Source organism: Emcibacter nanhaiensis, from assembly GCF_006385175.1.
In the GTDB taxonomy this organism is placed as follows: domain Bacteria; phylum Pseudomonadota; class Alphaproteobacteria; order Sphingomonadales; family Emcibacteraceae; genus Emcibacter; species Emcibacter nanhaiensis.
This window is the reverse complement of sequence record NZ_VFIY01000015.1, coordinates 77885-103883: the sequence shown is the minus strand read 5'-3', so window position 1 is coordinate 103883 and position 25999 is coordinate 77885. Positions and strand designations below refer to the sequence as shown.

The 25999-nt window shown below is 57.4% G+C and carries 24 protein-coding genes; 5 read left to right on the top strand and 19 right to left on the bottom strand.

Annotation, left to right across the window (positions count from 1 at the left end):
- Positions 1–108: 108 nt before the first annotated feature.
- The 6 genes from FIV46_RS12435 to FIV46_RS12410 form a co-directional block, all read right to left on the bottom strand.
- Positions 109–591, bottom strand: a complete 483-nt coding sequence (locus tag FIV46_RS12435) for a flavin reductase family protein (RefSeq protein WP_181163227.1) — start codon at positions 589–591, stop codon at positions 109–111.
- A gap of 25 nt (positions 592–616) precedes the next feature.
- Positions 617–1849: a styrene monooxygenase/indole monooxygenase family protein gene (locus FIV46_RS12430; protein ID WP_139941254.1), complete on the bottom strand. Its 1233-nt coding sequence runs from the start codon at positions 1847–1849 to the stop codon at positions 617–619.
- 38 nt (positions 1850–1887) lie between these two features.
- Entirely contained in the window at positions 1888–2673 is a 786-nt protein-coding gene (locus FIV46_RS12425; RefSeq protein WP_139941253.1) for an SDR family oxidoreductase, read from the bottom strand.
- Between the two features lie 123 nt (positions 2674–2796).
- Positions 2797–3765 carry an AraC family transcriptional regulator gene (locus FIV46_RS12420; protein ID WP_181163226.1) on the bottom strand — a complete coding sequence of 323 codons (969 nt, stop codon included), beginning with the start codon at positions 3763–3765 and terminating at the stop codon, positions 2797–2799.
- Between the two features lie 96 nt (positions 3766–3861).
- Positions 3862–4482 (bottom strand): carboxymuconolactone decarboxylase family protein, encoded by a 621-nt coding sequence (locus FIV46_RS12415; RefSeq protein WP_139941251.1) that lies wholly within the window; start codon positions 4480–4482, stop codon positions 3862–3864.
- Positions 4483–4506: 24 nt separating this feature from the next.
- Entirely contained in the window at positions 4507–6891 is a 2385-nt protein-coding gene (locus FIV46_RS12410; RefSeq protein WP_219846110.1) for a TonB-dependent receptor, read from the bottom strand.
- 275 nt (positions 6892–7166) lie between these two features.
- Between FIV46_RS12410 and FIV46_RS12405 the strand changes: the two genes are divergently transcribed.
- A complete protein-coding gene (locus FIV46_RS12405; RefSeq protein WP_219846109.1) occupies positions 7167–8738 on the top strand; it encodes a phytoene desaturase family protein in 1572 nt (523 codons plus the stop codon).
- Between the two features lie 36 nt (positions 8739–8774).
- Here FIV46_RS12405 and FIV46_RS12400 read toward each other — a convergent pair whose 3' ends face one another.
- From FIV46_RS12400 to FIV46_RS12385, 4 genes are all read right to left on the bottom strand, one after another.
- Complete coding sequence (locus tag FIV46_RS12400; RefSeq protein ID WP_139941249.1) at positions 8775–9803, bottom strand: LacI family DNA-binding transcriptional regulator; 1029 nt, start codon at positions 9801–9803, stop codon at positions 8775–8777.
- A 113-nt stretch (positions 9804–9916) separates the two neighbouring features.
- Positions 9917–10432, bottom strand: a complete 516-nt coding sequence (locus FIV46_RS12395) for a MarR family winged helix-turn-helix transcriptional regulator (protein WP_139941248.1) — start codon at positions 10430–10432, stop codon at positions 9917–9919.
- Positions 10429–11679 carry a cytochrome P450 gene (locus FIV46_RS12390; RefSeq protein ID WP_139941247.1) on the bottom strand — a complete coding sequence of 417 codons (1251 nt, stop codon included), beginning with the start codon at positions 11677–11679 and terminating at the stop codon, positions 10429–10431. The genes FIV46_RS12395 and FIV46_RS12390 overlap by 4 nt, the downstream gene beginning before the upstream one ends.
- A 203-nt stretch (positions 11680–11882) precedes the next feature.
- Positions 11883–12971: a class I SAM-dependent methyltransferase gene (locus FIV46_RS12385; RefSeq protein WP_219846108.1), complete on the bottom strand. Its 1089-nt coding sequence runs from the start codon at positions 12969–12971 to the stop codon at positions 11883–11885.
- A gap of 103 nt (positions 12972–13074) precedes the next feature.
- On the opposite strand from FIV46_RS12385, the gene FIV46_RS12380 reads away from it, so the two are divergent.
- Positions 13075–14115, top strand: coding sequence for a GlxA family transcriptional regulator (locus tag FIV46_RS12380; RefSeq protein ID WP_139941246.1), 1041 nt, complete (start codon positions 13075–13077; stop codon positions 14113–14115).
- Here the strand turns inward: FIV46_RS12380 and FIV46_RS12375 are convergent.
- From FIV46_RS12375 to FIV46_RS12365, 3 genes are all read right to left on the bottom strand, one after another.
- Entirely contained in the window at positions 14112–15209 is a 1098-nt protein-coding gene (locus FIV46_RS12375; RefSeq protein WP_139941245.1) for a CaiB/BaiF CoA transferase family protein, read from the bottom strand. The two genes, FIV46_RS12380 and FIV46_RS12375, sit on opposite strands and share 4 nt — an antisense overlap.
- A 14-nt stretch (positions 15210–15223) precedes the next feature.
- Positions 15224–16621 carry an indoleacetamide hydrolase gene (iaaH, locus tag FIV46_RS12370; protein ID WP_139941244.1) on the bottom strand — a complete coding sequence of 466 codons (1398 nt, stop codon included), beginning with the start codon at positions 16619–16621 and terminating at the stop codon, positions 15224–15226.
- A gap of 89 nt (positions 16622–16710) precedes the next feature.
- Positions 16711–18954 carry a TonB-dependent receptor gene (locus tag FIV46_RS12365; RefSeq protein WP_139941243.1) on the bottom strand — a complete coding sequence of 748 codons (2244 nt, stop codon included), beginning with the start codon at positions 18952–18954 and terminating at the stop codon, positions 16711–16713.
- A 529-nt stretch (positions 18955–19483) separates the two neighbouring features.
- Between FIV46_RS12365 and FIV46_RS12360 the strand changes: the two genes are divergently transcribed.
- The gene (locus tag FIV46_RS12360; RefSeq protein ID WP_139941242.1) at positions 19484–20071 is read left to right on the top strand and encodes a SixA phosphatase family protein; all 588 of its coding nucleotides are present in this window, start codon (positions 19484–19486) and stop codon (positions 20069–20071) included.
- A gap of 45 nt (positions 20072–20116) precedes the next feature.
- Here the strand turns inward: FIV46_RS12360 and FIV46_RS12355 are convergent, their stop codons facing one another.
- The 4 genes from FIV46_RS12355 to FIV46_RS12340 form a co-directional block, all read right to left on the bottom strand.
- Positions 20117–21013, bottom strand: coding sequence for a phytanoyl-CoA dioxygenase family protein (locus tag FIV46_RS12355; protein ID WP_139941241.1), 897 nt, complete (start codon positions 21011–21013; stop codon positions 20117–20119).
- The gene (locus tag FIV46_RS12350) at positions 20997–21197 is read right to left on the bottom strand and encodes a hypothetical protein (RefSeq protein ID WP_139941240.1); all 201 of its coding nucleotides are present in this window, start codon (positions 21195–21197) and stop codon (positions 20997–20999) included. Before FIV46_RS12350 ends, FIV46_RS12355 begins: the two co-directional genes overlap by 17 nt.
- Positions 21197–21835, bottom strand: coding sequence for an acyl-homoserine-lactone synthase (locus tag FIV46_RS12345; protein ID WP_139941239.1), 639 nt, complete (start codon positions 21833–21835; stop codon positions 21197–21199). The genes FIV46_RS12350 and FIV46_RS12345 overlap by 1 nt, the downstream gene beginning before the upstream one ends.
- A gap of 162 nt (positions 21836–21997) precedes the next feature.
- The gene (locus tag FIV46_RS12340; RefSeq protein ID WP_139941238.1) at positions 21998–22717 is read right to left on the bottom strand and encodes a helix-turn-helix transcriptional regulator; all 720 of its coding nucleotides are present in this window, start codon (positions 22715–22717) and stop codon (positions 21998–22000) included.
- Between the two features lie 256 nt (positions 22718–22973).
- On the opposite strand from FIV46_RS12340, the gene FIV46_RS12335 reads away from it, so the two are divergent.
- Together FIV46_RS12335 and bktB are read left to right on the top strand one after the other, a co-directional pair.
- The gene (locus tag FIV46_RS12335; RefSeq protein ID WP_139941237.1) at positions 22974–23324 is read left to right on the top strand and encodes a VOC family protein; all 351 of its coding nucleotides are present in this window, start codon (positions 22974–22976) and stop codon (positions 23322–23324) included.
- Between the two features lie 172 nt (positions 23325–23496).
- The gene (gene bktB, locus FIV46_RS12330) at positions 23497–24684 is read left to right on the top strand and encodes a beta-ketothiolase BktB (RefSeq protein WP_139941236.1); all 1188 of its coding nucleotides are present in this window, start codon (positions 23497–23499) and stop codon (positions 24682–24684) included.
- 74 nt (positions 24685–24758) lie between these two features.
- Here bktB and FIV46_RS12325 read toward each other — a convergent pair whose 3' ends face one another.
- Together FIV46_RS12325 and ligA are read right to left on the bottom strand one after the other, a co-directional pair.
- Positions 24759–25601 (bottom strand): class III extradiol dioxygenase subunit beta, encoded by an 843-nt coding sequence (locus FIV46_RS12325; RefSeq protein WP_139941235.1) that lies wholly within the window; start codon positions 25599–25601, stop codon positions 24759–24761.
- Positions 25601–25990 (bottom strand): protocatechuate 4,5-dioxygenase subunit alpha, encoded by a 390-nt coding sequence (gene ligA / locus FIV46_RS12320; RefSeq protein WP_139941234.1) that lies wholly within the window; start codon positions 25988–25990, stop codon positions 25601–25603. Before ligA ends, FIV46_RS12325 begins: the two co-directional genes overlap by 1 nt.
- Positions 25991–25999: the final 9 nt, after the last annotated feature.

Below are 25999 nucleotides of genomic sequence, written 5' to 3'. Positions count from 1 at the left end.
TTTTGCTGGATATCAGCTATCCAGCAGGTGCATCTATTTTCCAAAAACGAAAAAAAGGGAGTCTGCCGAAACAGACCCCCGAGCCAGGTACAGTGAAAAAAGGAAGGTTTATGCGGCGCCGGTATAGGCGCCGTTCAGGTAGATGAGCGGCGAGACATCCTCAGCATAGAAAATATCCCGCACCTCACCGATGATGATGGCATGGGTGCCAAAGTGGCAGGTCTGCCGCTTGTCGAGGAAAAAATTGGCCTGCGCCCCTTCAAGCCAGGGCATTCCTTCACGATCGCGCCAGCTGCCGTTGCCAAACAGATTTTCCTCTGACGCCGGGCGGCTGAATTTATCCGAGATATCCTCCTGGCTGCGATCGAGCAGGTTGATACAAAAGCGGTCCCGGTCCACGATCATGTCATAGAAGCGGGAACCCTTGTGAATGCAGACCAGCAGGGACAGGGGGTCGAAACTGACCGAGACCACGGAACTGACGGTGGCGCCCGCCATCTCCTCGCCGTTGGCCGCCGTGACAATGGAAACACTGGCCGCCATGCGTCGCATGGCCTGGCGGAAAGCATCCCCTCTCTGCAGTTCTGTCATGGAACCCTCCTGCATTTTCCAGCCCTCAGGCAGTTTTCTTCAGGCTCGCCAGATAATCGTTGGCGGCGGCCTCTTCCATAAACCAGGGATAAAAATCGCGCGGATCATTGAACCCGTCGACAATCTTGGTCGCCAGTTCCGGACTGACCTGGGCGGCGCCGAACAGGTTCAGGACATGTTCCGGCGGCGGCAGCAGCATGGCGTTGGTCCAGTTGACCACATATTCGGCGTAATCCCAGAAGGTGTTGAAGGTATCGTTCATCCAGGCGGCGTCAAAGGCGCGGTCCTCCTGGGCGAGAATGGCGTCGAAGATGACCTTGGCACATTTGGTGGCGTTGTTGGAGCCCTGGCCGGTGATCGGATCATTGAGGCACACGGCATCGGCCATCCCCATCACGATCGCCCCGGACGGCAGCCTGCCGACCGGTTTGCGGATGGTCGGCGGGAAGCGACCCGCCAGGATGCCGTTGTCATCGGTCAGTTCGATAGCGCCGCACCGCTCGGCTTCCCAGGGCAGGAATTTGTCCAGAATGCCCTTGCTCACTTCCAGATGCTGTTCCGGGCTCTCGACGTCCCGCCAGCAGTCCATTTCGCCGCCGGGGATGCCCTCGAACACCATAATCTCGCAGGGGCCGGAAGTGGTCAGAGCCGGGAAGACGAAATATTCCCCGACGCCGGGAATAATATTGAAACAAACGGCGCTGAACTCGTCGCGCGGCACCATATTCTTCACATAGGTCAGGCCCAGCGCGCGCATGGGTTTATCGAAGGTGCTTTTTTCCGCATCCCGCTCGAACATCCTGCCGATGTCGCCCTTGCCGGACGCTACCAGCACCAGATCCGCGGCTGCCGCATAATCTTCCAGGCCCTCGAGGCTCACATCCTCGATGATCAGCTTGCCGCCGATCTTTTCGAACTCGTCCATCCAGGCCGGCATCTTGACCCGCTGGTCGACGGAATTGGCATAGCCGGTCTCGAGCCGCGCCGCCCAGTCGATGGCTTTGTTGCCGTCAGGGCCGGCCACGGAAACGCTGATACCGTCGATATGCGGACAGGTATTTTCCCAGAAATTGAGGCCCAGTTCTCGCTCAATATCCAGCGACATATTAAACATGGCTTGGCTGGACAGAACCTTGCCCTTGCGCACTTCATCCCCGGTCCGGTTGGTGACGATAGTGACGTCATAGCCTTTTTTCTTCAGGCCGATCCCCAGGAGAAGGCCGGACTGGCCGGCGCCAATGATGGTAATTTTTCTCATAATCTACTCACCTATATCTTGAAACTCAATTTGCCGGTTCAGTTTGCGAGCGCCGCCAGGGCGTCGGTCTGCTGTTCCGGACCAAGGGCGGTATAACCGCCGTCCACCGGCAGGTCGGCGCCGGTGATAAAACTGGCCTGGTCGGAACAGAGGAACAGGACCGCGTCGGCCACCTCTTCCGGATTGCCGATGCGGCCCGGCATATGAAACGGCGCCGCCGCCTTGTCCACCAGGGCCCGATCCCCGCCGACGATGCCGGAGATAATCGAAGACCAGGTCCAGCCCGGGGAAACCGTATTGACGCGAATGCCGTCCTCGGACAGAAGCAGGGCCTCGTTGCGGGTCAGCTGGTGAATGGCGCCCTTGCTCATGGGATAGAGACAACGGCCCGGCTGGGCCACCTTGGCGCTGATGGAACCGAAGTTGACCACGGCGCCCTTGTTCTTTTTCAGATGCTCGCGGGCGAACTGCACCAGCATGAAGCCGCCGGCCACATTGACATTGAGGGCGTTGAGGAACTGTTCCCTCGTGCTGCTCATGCCTTCATCTTCATAGGTCGCCGCCGCATTGACGATAAAATCGAGCCGGCCGAATTTTTCGACCGCAAAATCCACACAGGCCTTCAGATCTTCGTCGGAGGTTACATCTGTTTTCAGGAATAAAGACCCTGCCCCGATATCCTGTGCGGCGGCCCGGCCGCCTTCTTCATTGATATCCGCCATGACCGCCTTGGCGCCGGCCTCCACAAAGGCCTTGGCCACCGCTGCGCCGATCATGGTGGCGCCGCCGGTAATGATTGCGACTTTGTCAGCTAGTCCCTTCATTTCAGAATCCCTTTTTTGAGTTGTACAGGGAAAGACTAGGCAGATTGGCGGGACGGGGCTATTCGCACACCGAAACAGTTATGCGATTAGTGAATCTATCAGCGGGGAATGTGCAGAAAGTGACTATTTGCGCAGGGTATCGGACGGGGATTCGCCATAGACCTTTTTATAGGCGGCGGCAAAGCGGCCAAGCTGGGTAAAGCCCCATTTGGTGGCGATCTGGGTGACGCTTTTACTCTGCAGCGGATTGAGCAGTTCCTCGCGCACCTTTTCCAGCCGGGTCTGCAGGATAAATTTCATCGGCGTGGTGCCGCGGAAACTCTTGAAGCCGTTATAGATGGAGCGGGAACTGACGCCGGAGACGTCCACCAGATCGTCGATGGAAATATTTTCCTTCAGGTTGGCCAGGATATAGTCCTCGACCTGTTTGACATGCTTTGGCGCCGCGGTGGATTCCTGGGCCCTGAGCTGGTCAATATAATTGTGATTAAAGGAAAACAGCAAACTGGTCAGCAGGTTTCGTTCCAGGTCTTCCAGCAGAAAATGGGACCGCCAGGGATCCATGTCATTGTCCAGCTCCTGCACCAGGCTCCAGACCTGGCGCCACCAGCTGCCGGCATGGGGATTGTCCGCGTTCCTCACTTCGTGGTGGAACAGGATCGGCCGGTCGATAGGATGCATCAGCAGCCGCGACAGGCGTTCCTCCATGGCCTCGCGCTTGACCTGGACCATCAGCTTCTTGCATTCCCGGTTCCAGCGCATCCGCGTATATTCCGACGGATTTATGGCCGAGGCGATGCCGCCGGAGGTGATGAATTCATCCTTGTTGGTGCAGATGGTCGCCGCCCCTTCCAGCGGCAGCTGGAACAGGAAGAAATCCTTGAGATAGCCTGGCTCCACCTCCACATCGGCGCCATATTCCATGTAGTTGAGGGACACCCGGGACAGTTGCGCCCGATTGTGGCAGGCGTCAATATCGCCGGCTTTTTCCGGCAGCAGTTTGTGATCACAATAGACGCGGCTGACAATCTCGCGCGCCTCGTCAGCCTCACGGGAATTGAACAGACAGAATTTCTCAAGCGGCTTTTTCATGTGATCCATCCCTTAAGCCTTAAACTAATATAGCCGATTTTCCCTCATTCCGCGACTCTTTTAGGTTTCAAGCAAATATTACGTCAAATCCACAGGCTATTTTCGGACCCCCCGCGTATTATCGCCCTCCTGCTCCCCTTCCTTCAGGGTCCAGTCGAAGCCGACCTGGCGCCACATATCGCGATAGTCATAATCGGTCCTGAGCGCCAGATTGAGCCGGTTGTAGGAGGCGAAATCACTGACCAGGTTCACCAGCTGCACAATCCCCTTGTCGGTCAGGCCGACCTGGCGCAGCCCGTCGATTTCCGCGTCGGTGATGTCATGCATTTCCTTGTTCACCCGGAGGGCGAAGCTGACGATGGTCTTGAGGCGATCGTCAAGGATCACCTCAACCCCGTTTGCCAGGAAACTTTTGGTATAGTCCTCGTCGGTCTCCATGCCGTAGTTCATGATGGTGCAGAAGGCCGCCGTGCAATAGGAACAGCTGTTGGCTTTGGAGACGGCAATACCCACGTGCTGGATTTCCTCCAGGGACAGTTCGCCCATCTGCCACAATACTTTAGTGGCGCCGAGCTTGGCCTTGAAAAATTCCGGGAAATTCATCTCGATCAGGAAATGGTTGGGCACCTCGCCCTCCATTTCCGTGACCCAGTCGCAAATCCCCTGGATTTCCGGATCGTCACTGCCTCTGGGATCTATCAGGTCAACACGTGCCATTGCCGTCTTCCTTTCCCCCCAAGATCAGAAGTTGACGCGCCCGGTGACGTACCATTCCCGGCCCCGGTCATAGAGGCCTTCATAGGACTGGAACGCATCGCCGAGAATGCCGGTATGCAGATATTTTTCGTCAGTGATATTCTTCACACCAACGACGAGGGCATATGTCTCCTCCGCATTGCGCCAGGTGATGTTGGCGTTGAGCAGGTGATAGCCGCCCTGATGGATCTGCGGTGTATTGAAAGCGTCATTGTCAAACTCCGACCGGTAGGACCAATCCACCCGGGGAGTGAGGGAGCCGCTGTCGCCAAGATCAATTTCCTTGGAGACCGCCGCGCTCAGCGACCAGTCGGACACCCGCTCCAGACGATTATTTGCATCCACCAGTGTTTCGGTGAAATCTATTTCGTCATAGCCCGCATCCAGGTAACCGAGCCCGGCTTCCACGAACCAGCCGTCGGCCGGAGTCATCTGCAGTTCAAGCTCGACCCCCTTGATGGTGGCGGCGCCGGCGTTCTTGGTGATCGGCGCCACGCTGGTGAACACCTGGACCTGCATATCGGTATAGTCGGTCCAGAAGGCGGCACCATTGAGGCGCATACGGCCGTCAAGCCCGCTGTATTTGAAGCCCACTTCATAGACCTTGACGAATTCCGGATCGAAGGTTGGGATCAGGTCGATATCGGGCGTACCGGCCGGGGCGGTAAAGGGCGGCACCACCGGCGGGAACACCCGCTGGGAGAAGCCTCCGGATTTGAAGCCCTCTGAGTAGGACGCATAAACCATCAGGTCGTCGGTGGCATCCCAGGACAGGTTCAGATAGGGGTCGACCTCGTCATAGCTGAGCTCTTTTTCCAGATATGGCAGGACCCGTGTCCCGGCGGCCAGGAACGGCGCCTCGACATCGGCCAGTCCGGTACCCACCAGATCGGCGAAATAGTTTTCATGGACAATCTGGTCCGGGGTGAACTTTTTGGTTTCGTCAGTATAACGAATTCCCGCAGTCAGGTGAATCCGATCGGTAATATCATAGGTACCCTGGGCAAAAGCGGCCAGGCTCTGGTTGTCATAGGCGCCGCCGGAACGGAACCGGGACACGGTAAAGTCCAGTTCGTTGCGATTGTCGCCGCTTTCCTTGAAGTAATAGAGGCCGACAATCCAGTTCAGCCGGTCTTCAAAGGCGGTGCCGAGCAGCTGGAATTCCTGGGTAAACTGTTCCTGGGTCAGGAAATCCTGGAACTGGGAAATACGGAACGGTGAATGGTCGCCGTCACGGGAAAATTCCGCATCCAGATCACGATAGGCAGTGATGGATTTCAGGGTCACATCGTCACTGAGCGCCCAGTCGATATTCAGGTTGGCCGCCCAGAAATCGGTGTCGGAATAGGCCGGGGCCGTGCCGGAGCTGCGCTCTTCCCCATCATAGACATAGCGGTCGTCATAACAGCCGTCGACCGCCAGGTTCAGGGTGGATCCCGGATAGGCGCAGGGAGCCATCGGTCCGCCGGCCGCCAGGTTGGCGAGGATGTTATGCAGGGTCGCCATCGGGGGTGGCGGCGCCAGGCTCAGCGGGTTCGGGCCCTCATAATTGATGCCGATCAGGGTCAGGGCCGGACCGTTTTCCCGGTCGCGGCTGCCCTCGATGGAGAAGCTGATTTCCAGGTCGTCGCTGGCTTCCAGCAGGAAGGACGCGCGGCCGGACAGGGTATCGTCATCGCCCAGGTCAATGCCGTCGTCGCGCATCACATAGCCATCCTGGCTCAGGTAGGCGACGGAATAGCTGCTGAAGAAATTATCGCTAAGCGGCACATTGAGCGAACCCTTCAGGTCGATCCGGTCATCTGTGCCGTAGGTGGCGGACAGCTTGCCTTCAAATTCGTCATGCGGCTTTTTGGTGGTGATGCTGATGGCGCCGCCGATGGTGTTGCGGCCGAACAGGGTGCCCTGCGGGCCTTTCAGCACCTCGACCCGTTCCACATCGATCAGGTCGAGGATGCCGCCGACGGAACGGGCGATATAGACGCCGTCCACATACAGGCCCACGCCCGGATCAACCGTCGGCAGGAATTCCTTCTGGCCGACGCCACGGATGTAGATGGCGGCGGAGTTGCTGGCACCGCCGAAGCTGGGATTGTTCTGGAAGCTGAGGTTGGGGGTGAACTGGGCGATTTCGCCCACGTCCGTCACGCCGCGGTACTCGAGGCTGTCGCCGGTAAAGGCGGAAATGGCGATAGGCGCGCTCTGCAGCCCTTCCTCCCTTTTCCGGGCCGTCACGGTGATTTCCTCCAGCAGCCAGGCGGTGTCATTTGAGGAGGCGGCTTCCTGAGCCGTCGCCAGATCGCCGAAAGCCAGCAGGCTGCAGGACAGGGCCAGGGCGATTTTTCTTGTTTTCATAGATGGTGTATGCATGGAACGCTCCGTTTTATTTCTTTTTCTGCCTATTTCTTATTCTGGGAACATTATTTGTGCTTTTAATATGTGCCCGCTATTCACATAGTGCAGGCACTATTTAGAAACTGCAGGAATCACCATTCGGCCTTTGCGCATTGATTTCGGTCATTGCGGGAGCGGTTTCTTCCCTTTTTTGCGCTCACGACCCAGCCCCTGCACTATGTGAATAGTCGACCAATTTCCCGCCCATAATAATGTCACCAAACAACATCACGGCAGCGGGAGAACTCGTCATGGATCAGGATTTCATTATCGTCGGCAGCGGGATCAATTCACTGGTCGCCGCCGCCCTGCTTTCGCGCAAGGGCCACAAGGTCACGGTGCTGGAGCGCAATGACTGGATCGGCGGCTGCATCCGCACTGCGGAAGTGACCCTGCCCGGCTTCCGCCATGACGTTTTTTCCGGTTTCCATCCATTATTTGTCACCTCCCCGGCTTACGGCGAACTGGCGGAGGAACTACACGCCAACGGCCTCGACTATGTCAATACTGACAAGCCGACCGCCGCGATCCTGCCCGACGGCCGCAACTTCATCCTGCAGATGGACCGGGGAAAAAATGTGGCCGCCATGGAGGCGCTGGGTGAAGGCCAGGGCACAGCCTATACCAGGTCCATGGGGGATATTGAACAGAATACCGACCTGATTTTCGGCCTGCTCGGCGCGGAACTGTGGAAATTCTCCACCCTCAAGCTGCTCGCCAAGGCCGCCTGGAACCGGGGCCTGCACGGTATGTCGTCCTTTTTCGGCCTGTCGCTCAATACCTGCCGCAACTGGCTCGAAGCCGACTTCACGTCCGATGAAATCAAGGCCTGTTTCGCGCCCTGGATCCTGCACACCGGGCTTGATCCGGACAGCCCGCTGTCCGGCCTGATGGGCAAATTGATCAGTTTCACCCTGGAAGTGGCCGGCATGCCCATTGTCAAAGGCGGCAGCGACAATCTGGTCAAGGCATTGAGTGCGATCATCGAAAGTAACGGCGGCCGTCTGCTGACCGGACAGGATGTGAAACGGATCATCGTCGAGAACGGCCGGGCCAGCGGTGTGAACTGCGCCGACGGCACCAGCTACCGGGCCGGCAAAGCCGTGATCTGCAATGTGACCCCGACCCAGCTCTATGGATATTTGCTGGACGGGGAGTATGTGCCGGAAGTGACCCGCAGCGAAGCGGCCAATTATCGCTACGGCAACGGCGACATGCAGATTCATCTCGCCCTTGATAAAATGCCGGAATGGACCGACCCGGCCCTCAATGACGTGGCCATGGTACATCTTTCCTCCGGCGTGGACAGCGTCTCCCGCTCCGTCAACCAGGCCCGGCGCGGCCTGCTGCCCGACTGCTCCACCGTGGTCGTGGCCCAGCCGACGGCGCTTGACCCCAGCCGCGCCCCGGAGGGCAAGGCGATCCTGTGGCTGCAGCTGCAGGAACTGCCCTTTCTTATCAAGGGGGATGCGGCCGGCGAGATCCCCATCCCGGCCGACGGCCTGTGGGACGAGGCGACAAAAGACGCCTATGCCGACCGGATTATCGACCGCCTGTCCGCCCATATTCCCGGCCTCAGGGACATGATCCTCGCCCGCCATATCCTCTCGCCCCGCGACCTCGCGACCCAGAATATCAACCTGGTCAACGGCGATCCCTATTCCGGCGCCTGCGGCATCGAGCAATTCATGCTGTGGCGGCCGCTGAAATCCACCAAAAACCACGAGACCCCGGTGAAGGACCTATATCATATTGGCGCCTCGACCCATCCCGGGCCGGGCCTGGCCGGCACCTCGGGATATCTGGTGGCACAGAATTTCTAGGAAACCAGTGTCATTGACCCGGCGCCGGGAAGGGCGTCAGGCGAGACGGCGGGTAGATTCGCGCAGCGTCAGCTTTGGCAGAACCTTGATCACCTGGCCCGCCTCCCCATCCACCGGCTGGCTGCCCTCCAGCATGGCCAGCAGAATCTCCGCCGCCTTCTGCCCGATCTCATATTGCGGCACCGTGACGGTGGTCAGGGCCGGTGAAATGCGGTCCATCATCGGAATGTCATTAAAGCCGGTCAGGGAAATATCTTCCGGACAGCTGAGGCCGGCTTCGCGAATGGCGTCCAGGCAGCCAAGGGCCAGAATATCACTCCCCGCCGCCACAGCCGTCAGGCCCGCATTGCCGGCCAGCAGCTTCTTCATGGCCCGGTAGCCTTCTTTGGCGGAAAACTCCTTCGCCTCGACCACATGATCCGGGTCGAGTCCCTTCGCCCGCATGCCGGCCTTGAAGCCCTGCAGCCGGGTATAACAGGTGGACACCGCCAGCGGGCCCGAGATATGGCCGATTTTGGTATGGCCGAGGCTGGTCAGATGGTCGACCGCAAGCTGCATGCCCGCCTCGTCATTGTTGATCACCGCATTCACATCCTGGCGGTCGGTCATGCGGTTGACCAGGACCAGGGGGAAGCCGTGCTTGAGGAATTCATCGACCACCGGATCCTCGCGGGTGGCCGAGGCCAGGATGCAGCCGTCAATGGCCCGCTCCCTGAGGCGCCGGTAGGCGGTCCGTTCATAATCCTCGATATTGTCGCTGCTCATGGTGACCAGGGTATAGCCGGCCTTATACAGCGCCGCTTCCAGGCCGCAGACCATGGGCGGAAAAACCGGGTTGGTGATGGTGGAAATGATCAGGCCGATGGTATGGGATTTATTGTGAACGAGGGCGGCCGCCATGCGGTTGGGAAAATATCCCATTTCGTCGGCGGCTTTGGAAATTTTTTCGATAACTTCTTCGGTAATCAAATGTTTGGTCGCGGGATTGAGAGCCCTTGAAACTGTCGAAGGATTCACCCCCACCGCTTTTGCCAAATCTTTTATTGTTACCCTTTTGCTGGCCATGATTTTACTTCAATTATTTTCTTATTATGTACGTGGTTTACGCTTTCACATTATACGAGTCGACAAAAAATACCATGTGTAAATATCCATAGGAACTATTTGTACTGCAAACATTATTCTTTTGGCCCGCCCTCCCCCGCCAACTTGTTTACATTCCCGCTAATCTTATGCAGCAGTCTCAGGAGCTCCCTGATTTCGGAATCCGACAAGCCTTCCCGCAGCGTTTCTTCCCGCCGCAGGGCCTGCTTCAGCATCCGGTCATAGAGTTTGCGGCCGCTGGCGGTAAACTTCAGGTAACGGGGTTTTCGTTTGGTCTCTTCATGGTCCTCTACATAGCCCAGCTCCTCGAGCCGGGCCAGCGACCGGCTGACCAAAGCCTTGTTAATGCCGCCAACCTGACAGATCCGGGCTGCACTGACCCCGTCCTCCAAGGCCAGCATCACCATGCAACGCCATTCCACGATGCCAACACCGAACTCTTCCCGATACCGGGCCGAGGCGCTGCTGGACAACCGGTTGGCGATGGCGACAAACTGGTAAACACAGTAATTGTCCAGCCCCAGCACCTTGCGACCGTCGATCAGTTTAACTGGTGTAATATCGTCATTCGTTTCCATGTAATTCATCATTCCCACTCCACCCACAACTCTTTTGGTCCGCGAAACTGAACGGCTTCCACCGCCTCGAAAGACTGGCCGTCGCTGAGGCGCAGGCCCGGCAGGCGGCGGGTCAGTTCCTCCAGGATCACCTTGAGTTCGAACCGCGCCAGCGCCGCCCCGAGACAAAAATGCCGCCCGTAGCCGAAGGAGACATGGGCCCGGGCATCGCTGCGGCTGATATCAAGGGTCTCGCCGTTGTCAAAAATATCCTCGTCCCGGTTGCCGGACGGCAAATAGCACAGCAGGCGTTCGCCGGCCGGGATACTGACACCGGACAGTTCCACCGGTACTTTGGTCAGGCGCCGCCAGGCCACCACCGACGGACGGAAGCGCAGGCATTCCTCCACCGCATTCCTGATCAGCGCCGGGTCGGCGACCAGCGCTTCCCAGCTTTTCCGCTGTTCCAGCAGGCTCAACACAGCATTGGCCGACATATTGGTGGTGGTTTCATGCCCGGCCAGCAGCAGACCGAACACCACATTGTTAATGTCCTCGATGGTCAGGATGCTGTCATCTCCTCCCCTTGTCGCCAGCATGTCGCTGGGCAGATCGTCCCCGGGCTGCTTGATCCTTTTCTGCACATGGGCCAGACAGTAATCCCAATAGTCCGCCATGTGGCCGGCCGCGACCAGCTGGTCCGCCACCGACGGCCGGCCGAAGGACAGGATCAGGCGACTGTCGGCCCACATTTTGATTTTCTGCACATCGCTGTCGGGAATACCCAGCAGCCGGAACAGCACCAGCGCCGGCAGCTCGTAAACCATCTGCCGCACCAGATCGGCCTTTTTATCCTGTTCGAAAGAGTCTATCGCCTCGTTGACCAGTTGGCGGATATAGGGTTCCAGCTTTTTCATGCGTGCCGGGGAGAAGGCCTGGAGCGCATTATTGCGGATCCGGGCATGGTCGTCGCGCTCGTTATTGGACAGGGTCGGCCGCGGCGAAAACCCCCGCTCCCGGAACAGCTGCCCGACTTCCGGTGCCACCGGCGCCAGCGGCTCCAGGGTGATCTCTGACGAAAAACGATCCTTGTCGCCAAGCACCGTTTTGATGTCTTGATATTTTGTCACCGCCCAGAAACCAATATCCTCCATATAGAAGACCGGGCTTTCCGCCCGCGCCCGGCGGAACGTGGCTTCCAGTTGGTCATTTGACAGATGAAAGGTATCCGACAAGGCCGACAGCGGACAGGCCGTAACTTTCGCGGCATGATTTCCCATGGCTCACCCTATATGTTTATATATCAACATAGTGCAGGATAAGCGATTTCATGTTTATATGTCAACTTATGGTCTTCATGCTTAACACGCGAAGGGCAGGAGAAGGCTCTCCTCTCCTGCACCAAAATAGCTTGTCCGGCAATCGTTCAGATCGATTTCAGAATTAATATTTGTTTCCCTCTGCCTGACTGACTGTCAGTCTTTTACCTGCGCACAACAAACCAGACATTCATCGGGTCATGGTCGAAGAGTCTTTTTTCAATGTCGCCGAAACCGGCATCGCTCAGCATATCCATTGCCGTTTCCCAGCCCCACATGGTGCCAAGGCCCTCACCGCCCTGAGCGCGGGACACCGGCGTGCAATGGGTACAGGAAATGGTATAGAGAAAAGCCGCCATGGGAAAATCATGGTTGTTCTCGACCTTGGCCGAGCCGCCGATATCCTGCATCAGATAGGTGCCGCCGGGACGCAGCGCCCGGAAAATCCGCTTGAGATAGTCGGCCGGATCCTTCTGGTCATGGACCGCATCAAAGGACGTGATCAGGTCAAACTCCCCCTCAAGATCGAGATGGGTCAGATCCTTCACCGCAAAGAAAATATTTATCAAGCCGCGGCGATCTGCTTCTGCACTGGCAAATTCCACCGCCTCCTCACACAGGTCATAGCCCCGGAAGCGGCTGTCGGGATAGCGCTCGGCCATGGCCATCAGGGCTAACCCCCGGCCGCAGCCCGCATCCATCACATCAATTCCCTGCTCCAGCCGATGCTGTGTATCCCCGGTCATGGGCAGGATGGTATCAAACAGCGCCGAGACCACGGACATGGCACTGTCTTCCGCCATCACTTCGTGGAAACAGGGATATTGTCCGTAGGGAATGCCGTCCCCGGTCCGGAAGACCTCAAGCATGGTGTCCGACATGGCGGCCATCATGGGCACATGCTGGGAAAAAACCGCCAGGTTTTCGCCGGCGCCGCCGCGACACAGCATGGCCGCGCGTTCCGGCGGCAGGGAGAAGATTTCCGACAGCGGATCATAGTCCAGGATGCCGCCCACGGTCAGGGCCCTGGCCCATTCCAGCACATAGCGCTCGGACAGGCCGGCCTGCACCGCAATGGCGGCGCTGGTGCCGCCGCCACCCAGGTCCGACATCACGTCGAACAGGCGCAGGCGATGGCCGACAAAAATCATATAGCCGATGGCGCCGTCATTCAGGATTTCACACACACGACCGGCGAATTCTTCCATTCGCGCTTCATCAAGTTCAGGCTTGAGTGCCGTCATCTCATTCATTTCATGTCCCCGTAAGAATCATCTGTTTCAGTTGCGGGGCACTTTGCATCAGTCGCCGAAGTATGGTAAGTGCGGTTTATGACAACTACAGGCTGAAAGTGACATGAATGCCTCAAAAGAACATAGTGTGACGGACACGGTTACAGTCGCTTTGCTGGCCATTCCCAACACCAGCGCTTCAGTGCTCTATTGCCTGCATGATGTTCTGGTTTCTGTTGGTGACATGTGGACACTGGTCACGGGGCAGCAAACCGATGTAGGCCGGTTTACTGTCAGCATTGTCTCCCCTGAAAGCCAAAACCTTCGGTGTTTTGGCAGTGTTCGGGTGCAACCGGACCGCTTCTTAAACGAAAATGACGACTATGATCTCATCATCATTCCCGACATCGTCATGGAACCCGGTTTTGAGCCGGGACCGGAGTGGGCCACCGCCGCTGACTGGCTGCTTAAAATGAATGACAAGGGCACAGTCATCACCACGGTTTGCACCGGCTCCGTGCTGCTGGCCGCCACCGGGCTCCTTAATGGAAAACCCTGTACGTCGCACTGGTCGACGGCAAAGGTTATCAGCAGTCGGTTCCCGGAAGTCACGGTATTGGCAGACAGAATCCTGCTGCCGGCCGACGAAGAGCACAGACTGGTCACCTCCGGCGGCTCGGCATCCTGGGAGGAACTTGTGCTGTATCTGATCAAACGCTATTTCGGCTATGAAGAGGCGGCCCGAATTTGCAAACTCTACCTCCTCAGCGACCGCGGCGACGGTCAGCTGCCGTTTACGCCGATGATTCCGCCACGCGATCACGAGGACGCGGTCATCGGTGAATGCCAGCAATGGATTGCCGATCATTATGCGGATGAAAATCCGGTCTCGCGCATGGCGAGCCGGTCGAAACTGAACGAGCGGACCTTCAAGCGCCGGTTCAAAAAGGCCACCGGCTACCGGCCGGTGGAATATGTCCAGACCCTGCGCATCGAAGAAGCGAAACAAATGCTGGAGACCACCGGCGATACGGTTGAGGATATTGCCCTGAGCGTGGGCTATGAGGATTCCGCCTTCTTCCGCCGGCTGTTCCGGCGCCTGGCCGGCATCTCGCCGTCCAAATACCGGCAGAAATTCCAGACCATCCGCCAGCTGGGCACCTAGCCCGCGCCTGACTTGATCTCGGCCAGAATTTCAGCGCGATGCTGGTCCTTTGCCGGCGTGTCCCGGTTGTCAGCTGCAGGTGTTGCACTGAAGCGGGGTGAAGCGGCGGGCATGGTCAGTCCGTCCCCCTCGACATGAGCCTTGCGCGCCAGGTTGTGGGGGTGTCGGGCCGCCTCCGCAAAATCAAGCACCGGCGCAAAACAGGCGTCGGTCCCTTCCAGCAGCTCGCACCATTCTTCCCGGGTCCGGCTTTTGAATATTGCCGCAAACCGGGCAGTATAGTCCGGCCATCTTGACGGGTCGTTCTGCGGTTCGAACTCCCCGGGATCGAGCCCGAGCTTGTCCAGCAGCAGGCTGTAAAAGCGCGGCTCAATGGCGCCAATGGAAACATATTTGCCGTCTTTGGTTTCATAGCAGCGATAATAGGGCGCGCTGCCGTCCAGCAGGTTGCTGCCCCGGTCCAGATTCCACCGGCCCTGGGCCAGCAGGCCATAGAACAGGGTCGACAGGGAGGCGGTGCCGTCGGTAATCGCCGCGTCAATGACCTGGCCCTTACCTGTATTATGGCGCGCAATAAGGGCGGACAGGATCCCCACCACCAGGAACAAAGCGCCGCCGCCATAATCGCCCACCACATTGAGCGGTGGCAGTGGCGGCCGGTCCTTTTCGCCCATGGCGCCGAGCAGGCCGGACAGGGCAACATAGTTGATGTCATGACCAGCGGCCGTGCTGAGCGGACCGTCCTGGCCCCAGCCGGTAATGCGCCCGTAAACCAGTCCGGGATTGTCCGCCATCAGCTCATCAGGTCCGAGCCCGAGCCGTTCCATGGCGCCGGGGCGCCGGCCCTCGATCAATGCGTCGGCCCCGCGGCACAACTTGCGGGCGGTTTCAAGGTCGGCGGGGTATTTGAGGTCGAGCATAATGGAGCGTTTGCCGCGCCGGGTGAAATCCTTTTCGGGATCACCCTGCAGACTGACAGCCGCCTGCTCGACAAGGATGACATCCGCGCCAAGGTCGGAAAGCAGCATGCCGCAGTAGGGGGCCGGGCCGATGGCCTCGAATTCGATGATCCTTATTCCCGACAGCGGCCCCATATCGCTCTGGTTTCCTAAAGTTTAGGGGCCGGCATCGGCTCCAGCACATCCTGGATCGCCGCCGCCAACTGCAGAAGCTTCCGGTCGCTGCCGTCCGGCCCGTCCAGTTCCATGCCGATGGGCAGGCCCGCGGACGACAGGCCGACCGGCAGGCTGATGCCCGGCAGGCCGGCGTTGCTGCCCGGATCGGTGTTGCGGATAAAGGTACCGAAGGTCGGCACCTGTTCGCCGTTCAGCTCCACCGTTTCGTCCTGGCCGATGGGCCGGGCGGTGAGCGGTGTGGTCGGGAAGATCACCGCCGCCACATCGTGCGCCTTGAAATAGTCGGCATAAGCCTTCTGCAGGGCCGGGCGATGGACCTCGATCGCGGCGCGGTAAGCCTCTTCCGGCATGGCGCCCTCGCCCAGCAGGGACAGGCTCAGACCCTTGACATCGGGGGAGCCGATCTCGGCCACCAGTTCCTCGACGGTGATTTCACAGCCCTGCTTGCACAGGTATTTTTCCAGGTCGGGCAGGAATTCATACAGCACCACCGGGAAACTGACTGCCTCGTCCAGCGGTCCCACATCGGGGATATCCGCTTCCACCAGCACCGCGCCCTTGGCCCGGAGCAGGTCGAGGGTTTTCTCGGCGGCGGTTGCCACATCCGGCTCCAGGTTTTCATAGAAATAGCCCCGCGGCACGCCAAGGCGCACGCCGTGGAGGTCCGGCAGAGCATCCAGGGATTTTTCTGCGGTAATCGCTTCATCCACCAGCATGACATCCTCGACCGTATGGGCAAAGGTGCCGATGGTATCGCGGGTGTGGGAAATGGGCACCGCCCCCTGGTTGCCGTAGCGGTCCATGGTCGGGCGGAAGCCGACCACGCCGCAGAGCGCGCCGGGAATGCGGGCAGAGCCGCCGGTATCGGTACCCAGCGCCACCGGCACAATGCCGGCCGCCACCGCCGCGGCGCTGCCGCCACTGCTGCCGCCGGGGATCATATCCGGGTTATAGGGATTGTGTACTGCCCCGAACACGCCGTTGTTGGAGGTAATGCCCATGGCCAGTTCATGCAGGTTGAGCTTGCCGGCAATAATGGCGCCCTGGTCGAGCAGTTTCTGTACCGCCGGCGCGTTGGCCGCCGGCCGGTGCCCCTTGAGCGCCGCCGTGCCACCGCTGGTGGGATAACCCTTGGTATCGATGTTGTCCTTGAGGGCGATCGGCAGGCCGCACAGCGCCCTGTTCCCGCCGGCCTTGTCCGCCCGGCGGGCATCCTCCAGGAATTGTTCAGGATCAAAAGTGATAAATACATTCAGTTTCGCCAGCTTTTCGGCGCGGGCAATAACCTGGCGGGCATAATCTTCGATGCTGAGTTCGCCGCCCCTGATCCGGCGCAGTGCTTCCGTTGCCGTTAGATCGGAAATTGTCATAAGCGTTCCTCCCTGTTTATGAACACTCCAGGATTTTGGACAAAAAAAAGTCGGGCACCGAAGTGCCCGACTGTATCATGTAAACTGGCTTAGTTGAAGCGCCAGGTAACGGAGGCGCCGTACATGGCGGGATCACCGTACACGGCAACGTCACCCGGACCCACAATATAGATGTGAGAGATATACTTCTCATCGAAGATGTTTTTACCCCAGAAGGAGATTTCCCACTGTTCATCTTCGCTGGTCCAGTCAACGTGGGCGTCAGACACGCCCCAAGCCGGCTGCATGGTGGCATCGGACACCACGTCACCACGCTGGTCACCGGTATAACGGTAGTCAATGTGGTAGGACATCTGACCGCCCCAGGATACATCGTGGCTGTAATCAGCCGCAATGTAGAAGCGGTGCTCGGGCGCACGGGTCAGAGGCTTGGTCTGAATGTCCGGTGTTGCCGGCGGTGTTGTGTAATAAGCATCAAAGTTGAACTCGGCTTCGGTGTGCATGTAGGAATAGTTACCTGAAATATACAGGTTTTCCACCGGCACCCAGGTAAATTCAGCTTCTACACCATAGATTTCAGCCGACGCGGCGTTACGGGTACGGAACACCCCAAACGGCGTAATCTGACCATCAAGCAGGGTACCAAAACGCTGATACTGCAGATCTGAATAGTCGGTATAGTAGGCCGCCAGGTTCAGACGCAATGTGCCGTCAAACAGGTCGGACTTGGAACCGATTTCATAGTTCCAGGCAATTTCCGGCTGCAGCGGAATCTGGGTCGCGGCCACGCTCTCCGGCGCCGCACCGAAGCCGCCGGACTTAAAGCCTTTGGACACAGTGGCGTAAAGCAGGACATCGTCGTTAACCTGATAGTCCAGGGTCACTTTCGGAGAGAAGTCAGACCAGGATTCGCTTGCTGCAATTCCACCAATCTTGTTGTCAATATCAGTACCAAAATCGGTAGAGATAATGAAGCCAGGGAAAACGCCATACGTTGAAGTCCAGTTCTCGATGTTCTTCTCTTCGTAGGTGTAACGAACACCGACACCCAGTTTCAGTTTCTCCGTAACGTTGTAGTTCACGTGGGCGAACGCTGCAAAACTGTCAGTAGTATTGTCTTGGCGATAAGAGCCGACAAGGTCTACAGTATCGTCAGCACTCAGGTTCGGCAGACGGTCGTCTTCATTCCGCACCAGGCGGAAAATTTCCTGGCGGTCGGTATTTTCATTCATGTAGAACAGACCGGCCACGAAGTCGGCACTGTCGTTGATGGGACCGGCAAAACGGAACTCCTGAGAATACTGTTTGGTATAATCATGAATCTCGTCAACAATATTCATAATGGGTGAACCTGTGGAGTCCATTTCCCAGTCATTGGCACTGTCGCGGTAGGCTGAGACAGAAGTCAGGGTACCGGCATCGCCGAAGTCATGTTCCACCTTCAGGCTGACGCCATTGGCGCCCTTGCGGGCGTAACCGTCCTGCGGGTTAGTGGAGTGCTTGTAATCTCCTCCCAGTGCCTGATGGGCTTCTGCAATACCCGGAACAGCAGAGCTGCGGGTCGGGATGCGGGCCATATCAGACTGATCCATTTCCATGGTGTCGGCACTCAGGGTCACTTCGGTATTCTCGCCGGTCCACAGCAACTGACCGCGTACAGATTGTACGTTTTCATCTTTCAGTTTGTTGCCAGTGTAAATATTTTCCACCCAGCCGTCACGCTGACGGGAGGAGAAGGACACTTTGGCAGCCAGGCTGTCGCTCAACGGACCGGAGACAACGCCCTGGAAGTCCTGACGGTCATAGTTACCAACCGTGGCTTTTACCTTGGCCTGGAAATCCTGGCCCGGCTTGGTGGACACCACGTTAATGGCGCCGCCGATGGCGTTCTTACCATAAAGGGTGCCCTGCGGACCACGCAGAACCTCGATACGCTCTACATCGAACAGTTCGAAGGCCATGTTGGAAATACGGCCCAGATAGACGTCATCCATGAACACGGCTACGGAGTTTTCCGTACCGGCGCCGTCATCGTTGGAAGAAATACCACGCAGGCTGACCACAGACTGACCCGGCGCGAACGGCGAGAAGGTCATGCTGGGAATACGGGTGGCAATGTCATCCTGTGTATGGATGTCGGCTTTTTCAATGGCGCTGGCGCTGAGGGCGGTAACCGCCACAGGCACCGCCTGCAGGTTTTCGGACCGACGCTGTGCGGTCACGGTAATTTCTTCCAGCATCATCATTTCTTCTTCGGCAAATGACGGTGTCGTCACGGTGGCGCCGAAAGCTAGTGCTGTAAGAGCTGTAGTCTGTAGTAAACGCTTATACATGTCTTTCTCCCTATGTGTTTGCGTTTCCAACCTCACGAAAGTTCCCGTTTTTTTACTCTCGCTCCTGTTTTTAGAACGGAGCAGTTATTCGGAGAACGACGGAACCATACACTAATGATACAACTTTTAAAATAAAATTATTTTAAATGTATCATTTTGCATATGAAAATAATACTTAACCTAAACTTCGATACTAAATTTAGTACAATGCTCAAATAATAGGGAAAACGTTTAAAAATGGTTAATGGATTCGGGCGAAACCATTACATTCAGGGTTATAAGCCACATTAGAAACTATTAATTCAACTGGTCCGGCAAAATCCATCAGCCACACACCTCCGGAAAAGAAATTTGCCGTCGAAGATCCGCCAACACTTCTGTTACAGTATTTTTATTTTTCGTGAAATAATTTGTATATGTTACCGATGAAACCAGCCGGTCAAGCCTGAACGGCTTCCGCTGGCACGCCCTGAACGTTCAATATTAAAGCTGAAATTATAGCATTTTTGTTTTACACACAATAATATAGTTGAATAATTTGTGCTACAACCCGTTCCGCGCCGCCATCAGGCGGGGGCAGAAAACTACCAGACTGGGGGGCCAACGCATCACAAGATATCTGTTTTCATTGCTGGCCTGCCTGGCGTTCACGCTGCCTTTCCGACCCGTCGCGGCCTCGGAGCAGACCATATATCTGGTCCGTCATGCAGAAAAAATATCGGATGGTTCAAACAACCCGCCGCTATCACCCCGCGGCCGGCAGCGGGCGGAATGGTATGCCGGATATTTTGCCGATAAAAACCTGTCCACCCTCTATTCAACTGATTTCAGGCGCACTTTGGAGACCGCCGGGCCTGTGGCCAGGGTTACGGGACTCAAGGTCCGGACTTATGATCCCGGCGACCTGGCGGCCCTGGCCAGGGAACTCCGGCAACTGGACGGCGCCATCCTCGTGGTCGGACACAGCAATACGACCCCCCTCCTTGCCGGTTTACTTTCCGGTCAGGCGCTTCCCCCATTGGACGAACAACACTATGACCGGATTTTCATCATCACCATAGACAATGAGGGAGCCACCCGCCTGCACATGGATCATAGCGATCCGCGCAGGGAATAGCTCCCTCATTCCCCCAAAGGTTCCCCCAAAGCTGTCTCTGCCGGGTCAGGCGACCTGCTTGCCCGCCAGAAATTCCTGAATGATCAATTCGATGTCCCTGGGCACCAGGTCAAGGGCCGGAAGGGCTTCCGGGCGACCGTCGAACAATACGTCCGGCTCCTGTCCCTCATACCAGCCCAGGTTCGGGCGGTGCACCTTGTAGCCGATCAGTTCCTGCAGTTTTTCCGGGAACTGCCGCGCCACTTCGGGCGGATAGGCAAGATACTGGTTTTCTGCCTGCCGCAGCCAGCCGAGACTGTAACTGATGGTGAGGCCGCTGCGCGGCTTGCGGGACCGGTTCGCGCCGCCACCGTGCTGGGTTGACCCCAGCCAGATCAGGACAGACCCCGGCTTCATCTCGGCCCGCACCAGTTCCTCGGCCGGCACCTCCCGCTGCACCGGTTTCAGGTGACTGCGCGGCCACACCACCGTACCGCCGTTTTCCGCTGTGAATTCATCCAGCGCCCACATGGCATTGATCATGAATTCACTACCCGGATGGGACCAGGGAAACATCTCGTCATCCCGGTGCAGGACCTGCTCCTCTTCCCCCGGTTCGATGCGAATGGCCTGGGTCAGGTTAATCTGAAACTTTTCGCAGTTGGGCCCCAGAATATCCTCCATAATCGCGAGGATCACCGGATGGGTCGCCAGTCCCTGAGAGGTCGGCGCCTTGGTGAAAAGCCGCCCCATCCTTTTGGTCTGAAATCCCCAGAACAGGCCTTCACTGTTGGGAGTCTGCCGGAACGCGGGCCGGAGTTCCTCATTGATCTGTTCGATCATCAGTTCGGGTACAAGGTCTTCAATGATGAGGAAACCGTCGTTACGCAGGCGGGCAGTATATTCCGCGACCGGGCACACCGTCCCGTCGTCCTGCAACAGGGCGTTAGTCGTCTGAAACATCTTTTGTCCCCCCCATCAGCGCAGGATACTTCAGGGCCAGCTGGGCACGCTGGCTGTTCATATCTCCCGCCAGTTGAACACAATGCTCTACCAGGATATTCCGGTCCTCCGGCGACAGTTCAAGAAGCGCGTATCCAAGACGTGCAAAGAGTTCACCCAACGGTTTTTGTTCACTTGTAGACATTACGCTACCTCCTTTTCTTTCTGTAGAATTCGAAGCATGGACTGCGGCACATTGCGACGCTGACGCAGGACCTGCAGCCCCACCGGATTGATCATGATGCTGAGGGCGATGACCTGCTCATTGCCGACGGTCTGCGGCAGGCCGAGCGGCATGGTGCCCCAGCCGGACCTCAGGATCATCGGCAGCGTATTCATATTGGCGATTACATTGATTTTGCTGATGCCGAGCATAAGTCCGGCTTCCATCATGGCGACGCTGAGTTCTGCCCCGCCACCAGCCTTGAGCCCCGACGCTTTTCCCTTGTTGGAAAGGACATAGACCCGCGAGCACTCCCAGGTATCGTCGGCCCGGGCCACCGGCCCCTCCACCAGATGGGAGAAAAGTTCCGACATCAGATGGGGACCGGTTGACGGCAGAAGACGCAAGCTGCCAATCAATTCATTATTGTCATCCTTGATGAGAAGATAAACCGTATCTTCACTGTCGAATTCATCGATTTCGAGCCGGTTTTCATAGTCCGCCATGGGAAGCTGCCAACCCATTTGCTCTTCAAAAACGTCAAAACGCTGCCGGAACATGAGCCGCAATTCATCGGAAAAATGATGGCGGTTTTCATGCGTTACCATATCAACATGCATCTTATCCTCCTGCCGTATTGTGGTGACTAGTTGTGTGCAGGAGCAATTCTGGAAAAAAAACGAAATGATGTGACCTGCCTAGGTAGGCAGGTTTTCGCCCGAATTAAAAAACAGGGGAGATTTTGTTCCACCATGGATTAAGTGGAAAGTCAGCAATACTACCTATGGGATTATGGAGCAGCTCAGAATGGCGCGCACCACCGTCTGGATTCTGGTGGAAAGATTGAATTTGCGTTTGGCGTTTTCAATATGGAAATGGACGGTGTGTTTACTGATATTGAGAATATCGGCGATGTCCGTATCGCTTTTCCCGGACGCCACCCAGTAGAGACATTCTTTTTCCCGCCCCGTCAGGTCCTTCTTTTCAAACAGCGGATTGCCGGATTCCTCTCTCAGCCGCAGAACGGCTTCATGGAAATATACGCATAACAGGTGCAGAATAAGATAGCTGTCCCGGTCGAAGTCACTTTCCTCGGAGGAGACGCTGAAAGTGGTCGGGATGAATCCGGGCACGAACAGTTGCACCGAAATCCCGTTTTTCAGCCCGCATTCCGAGGCTTCATTGAGAATATTCTTCTGGAACCTGTTGCGGACATTCATATTTTCCCAGACCACAGGAATATTCCTGTTCTGTACCGCATCAAGAACCGCATCATTCTCGTGATATTTTTTGTCCAGATACCTCGACGCCCAGCTTTCCGGTATCTTTGTAATCAGCAGCGAGCCGGGAACAGGATTGTTATAGTCCATCAACGAAATACAGGAAAAATGATTGAAGCCAAGTTTCTGGATCGCCCCGTCAAAAGCTTCTACTAATTCGTCCTCCGATGATACCCTGGAGGATCGAGACACAAAATCCTGAACGACTTCGAAATCCTGCATATCTTCTTTTTCACTATCCTTAAGCTGTTACACAGGGAACTATAACCTATACAGGAAATATTCTACCTCCAGCTGAAATCCTTGACAAGACACCCTGTTCGTTATTGGTCAGGCAAATGGCGTATGATGCCATTTCGGTCTGCTGTTCAGCGATGGCTCCTTGTTCAACTCTCTTCCTTTTTTCTGCGACTTGCTTCTGTATCTGTGGCACAATAGGCGGCCCCAAACAGAACATTACGTGGAGACATTCAGCACCATGCCTGTTCACAATACCATCAACTATATTGAATTTCCCATGACCGACCGGGACGCCACCATGGACTTTTACAGCACGGCCTTCGCCTGGTCCTTCACCAAATGGGGCGACGACTACCTGAGTTTCGAGGGCGCGGGAATCGATGGCGGCTTTAACGGTACCGGCAGCGCCAAAGTTTGCGATCCCGGGGTTTTGGCGGTGCTCTACTCCGGTGACCTGGCGCAAACCCGCCAAGCCGTCCTGGACGCCGGCGGCAAGATCCTGCAGGAGCCCTTCGAGTTTCCCGGCGGCCGGCGTTTTCATTTTCAGGACCCCAACGGCAACGAACTGGCGGTGTGGTCGGAGCAGTAAACAATGATCCGCCCCTGGTACGGCGTAAATCCCATAATCTGATAAATTCAGTAAATCACATTTCTGCCAGTTGACTGTAGGGGGGGGGTTGACTTTATGCCGGAGAAGTTCTTTATGATGTTTACCGGCCAGTAACATGTTAGGCGCCGGAAATAACCAGGAGAGAGCATTCATGTCAGAGATCAATAACGTCGTTATCTTGAGCGCCACCCGCACCGCCATCGGCAGCTTTGGTGGCAGCCTGAAAAGCCTGAACAGCGCCCAGCTCGGCACCATCGCCGCCAAAGAGGCGATCGCGCGCGCCGGTGTGGACGCGGCCACCATCCAGTCCAGCATTGTCGGCAATGTCATCCGCAACAGCCCCAAGGATTCTTACCTGTCCCGCGTGATTGGCGTGAATGCCGGCCTGCCGGTGACAAGCCATGCGGTGACCGTCAACCGGCTGTGCGGCTCCGGCCTTGAGGCCATCGTCCAGGCGGCCCAGCAGATCCAGCTCGGTGAAATTGACACCGCACTGGCCGGCGGCGCCGAAAGCATGAGCAACTCCAGCTATTCGCTCGATTCCAACCGCTGGGGCCAGCGCATGGGCAACAGCACCATCGTCGACGACCTGACCACCACCCTGCTCGATCCCTGGGATAACTACCATATGGGCATCACCGCCGAGAATGTGGCCGAGAAATACGGTATTTCCCGGGAAGACCAGGATGTCTTTTCCGCGGAGAGCCACCGCCGCGCCGCCGCCGCCATCGCGGCCGGCCACTTCAAGGAGCAGATCGTGCCGGTGGAACTGAAATCCCGCAAAGGCGTGACCCTGTTCGACACCGATGAACATGTGCGCGCCGACACCACCGCCGAAAGTCTGGCCGGCCTCAAACCCTTCTTCAAAAAAGACGGCACCGTGACCGCGGCCTCTTCCTCCGGCATCAATGACGGCGCCTCCATGGTGGTGCTGATGGATGGGGCCAAGGCCGAAGCGGAAGGCCGCAGCCCGATCGGCCGCCTGGTCGGTTTCGCCCATGCCGGGGTGGACCCGAGCCTGATGGGCGAAGGTCCGATCCCCGCGGTGCGCAGGGTTTTTGAGCGCACCGGCCTCGGCCTTGACGACATCGACGTTATCGAATCCAACGAGGCCTTTGCCGCCCAGGCTCTGGCCGTATCCCAGGAACTGGGCCTGCCGGCCGACAAGGTCAATCCCAACGGCGGCGCCGTGGCGATGGGCCACCCGGTCGGCGCCACCGGGGCGATCCTGACCACCAAGACGCTGTATGAGCTGAAACGCATCGGCGGCCGCTACGGCCTGGTCACCATGTGCATCGGCGGCGGCCAGGGCATCGCCGCCATCTTTGAGCGGCTCTGAGTGAAGCGATCATCCCGAAAAAATAAAAGCCCGGCTTCCAGGCCGGGCTTTTTTCTTTCACTCTGTCGCAGAGCCTAGTCTTCGGCTTCGAGCACGATATGGCCGATGGCGGTGTTGGAAATGGCCACATGGTAATGGCGGTGAATTTCCTTCACATGGTCGCCGAGCGCGCCGCGCATGATGAGCCACATCACCGTCTCCAGGCCCTCGGTGCCGGTCTCGCGGATATATTCCACCTTGGGGATCTCGGCCAGTTCTTCGGGATGGTCGGCGAGCTTGTCCATGAAGGCCTGGTCCCATTCCGCATTGATGATGCCGGCGCGCTTGCCCTGCAGCTGGTGGCTCATGCCGCCTGTGCCCCAGACCTGGACGTTGAGGTCCTCGTCATAACTCTGCACCGCCTTGCGGATTGCCTTGCCCAGGTTAAAGCAACGCTTGCCGCTGGCCACCGGATAAACCACCGTGTTCATGCAGATGGGGATCACCTTGCAGGGCCATTCCTCGGGCTGGCCGAACATCAGGGAGAGCGGCACGGTCAGGCCGTGGTCCACTTCCATCTCGTTGATGATGGTCAGGTCGAAATCATCCTCGATCACCGAATGGACGATGTGCCAGGCCAGGTCCGGATGACCCTTGACCACCGGCACCGGGCGGGCGCCGAAGCCCTCGTCCGCCGGTTTGAACTCCTCGCCGCACCCGACCGCAAAAGTCGGAATGATCTTGAGGTCGAAGGCCGAGGCATGGTCATTGTAAACCAGCACCACCACATCGGGCTTCTGTTCCTGTTCCCACTTCTTGGTAAATTCATAGCCGTCAAACATCGGCTTGAAATAATCTGTCTGGGTCTCGCCGGTATCAATGGCCCGACCGATCAACGGCACATGGGACGTGCCAATTCCTGCTGTAATACGCGCCATTATTCCCAGTCCTTCAAACTACGGTTTCCTTCTGCCGGGCGCCCGCCATGGGCCAGCATATCGGCATATTCCTCTTCGGTCATGTCGGTCATGGAGGCAACCGCGGTGCGCACGCTGACCCCGTCAGTGGCGCTGATCTTGACCAGGAAATAGACATTGCCGCCAAGTTCGATCAGGCGGGTAAGATCCCGGTCCATCACCGCCTGCTTCATGTCCTCGGTCAGCGGCCACTCGTCGAGATAGGCGCGCTCGTCGGCCAGGAATCGCTTGCGGTTTTCTTCCTTCATCAGCGACATGCAGAACTGGTTCAGGTGATAGCCTTTGCGACACTGGGCGGAATCGAAAACCGTGGTGCCGGGAATGTCCTTGTATGGTTTATCAAGAGCCATGGGAGGTCT

Excerpts from the sequence above, each read along its gene's own strand:
- FIV46_RS12400 (WP_139941249.1), bottom strand. The coding sequence starts at position 9,803 with ATGGCCAGCAAAAGGGTAACAATAAAAGATTTGGCAAAAGCGGTGGGG.
- FIV46_RS12340 (WP_139941238.1), bottom strand. The coding sequence starts at position 22,717 with ATGCAGGATTTCGAAGTCGTTCAGGATTTTGTGTCTCGATCCTCCAGG.
- FIV46_RS12350 (WP_139941240.1), bottom strand. The coding sequence starts at position 21,197 with ATGTCTACAAGTGAACAAAAACCGTTGGGTGAACTCTTTGCACGTCTT.
- FIV46_RS12355 (WP_139941241.1), bottom strand. The coding sequence starts at position 21,013 with ATGTTTCAGACGACTAACGCCCTGTTGCAGGACGACGGGACGGTGTGC.
- FIV46_RS12375 (WP_139941245.1), bottom strand. The coding sequence starts at position 15,209 with ATGGGGCCGCTGTCGGGAATAAGGATCATCGAATTCGAGGCCATCGGC.
- FIV46_RS12405 (WP_219846109.1), top strand. The coding sequence starts at position 7,167 with ATGGATCAGGATTTCATTATCGTCGGCAGCGGGATCAATTCACTGGTC.
- FIV46_RS12430 (WP_139941254.1), bottom strand. The coding sequence starts at position 1,849 with ATGAGAAAAATTACCATCATTGGCGCCGGCCAGTCCGGCCTTCTCCTG.
- FIV46_RS12395 (WP_139941248.1), bottom strand. The coding sequence starts at position 10,432 with ATGATGAATTACATGGAAACGAATGACGATATTACACCAGTTAAACTG.
- FIV46_RS12390 (WP_139941247.1), bottom strand. The coding sequence starts at position 11,679 with ATGGGAAATCATGCCGCGAAAGTTACGGCCTGTCCGCTGTCGGCCTTG.
- FIV46_RS12385 (WP_219846108.1), bottom strand. The coding sequence starts at position 12,971 with ATGAATGAGATGACGGCACTCAAGCCTGAACTTGATGAAGCGCGAATG.
- FIV46_RS12365 (WP_139941243.1), bottom strand. The coding sequence starts at position 18,954 with ATGTATAAGCGTTTACTACAGACTACAGCTCTTACAGCACTAGCTTTC.
- FIV46_RS12335 (WP_139941237.1), top strand. The coding sequence starts at position 22,974 with ATGCCTGTTCACAATACCATCAACTATATTGAATTTCCCATGACCGAC.
- FIV46_RS12410 (WP_219846110.1), bottom strand. The coding sequence starts at position 6,891 with ATGCATACACCATCTATGAAAACAAGAAAAATCGCCCTGGCCCTGTCC.
- FIV46_RS12420 (WP_181163226.1), bottom strand. The coding sequence starts at position 3,765 with ATGAAAAAGCCGCTTGAGAAATTCTGTCTGTTCAATTCCCGTGAGGCT.
- FIV46_RS12435 (WP_181163227.1), bottom strand. The coding sequence starts at position 591 with ATGACAGAACTGCAGAGAGGGGATGCTTTCCGCCAGGCCATGCGACGC.
- FIV46_RS12425 (WP_139941253.1), bottom strand. The coding sequence starts at position 2,673 with ATGAAGGGACTAGCTGACAAAGTCGCAATCATTACCGGCGGCGCCACC.
- iaaH (WP_139941244.1), bottom strand. The coding sequence starts at position 16,621 with ATGACAATTTCCGATCTAACGGCAACGGAAGCACTGCGCCGGATCAGG.
- bktB (WP_139941236.1), top strand. The coding sequence starts at position 23,497 with ATGTCAGAGATCAATAACGTCGTTATCTTGAGCGCCACCCGCACCGCC.
- FIV46_RS12380 (WP_139941246.1), top strand. The coding sequence starts at position 13,075 with ATGAATGCCTCAAAAGAACATAGTGTGACGGACACGGTTACAGTCGCT.
- FIV46_RS12345 (WP_139941239.1), bottom strand. The coding sequence starts at position 21,835 with ATGCATGTTGATATGGTAACGCATGAAAACCGCCATCATTTTTCCGAT.
- FIV46_RS12415 (WP_139941251.1), bottom strand. The coding sequence starts at position 4,482 with ATGGCACGTGTTGACCTGATAGATCCCAGAGGCAGTGACGATCCGGAA.
- FIV46_RS12325 (WP_139941235.1), bottom strand. The coding sequence starts at position 25,601 with ATGGCGCGTATTACAGCAGGAATTGGCACGTCCCATGTGCCGTTGATC.
- ligA (WP_139941234.1), bottom strand. The coding sequence starts at position 25,990 with ATGGCTCTTGATAAACCATACAAGGACATTCCCGGCACCACGGTTTTC.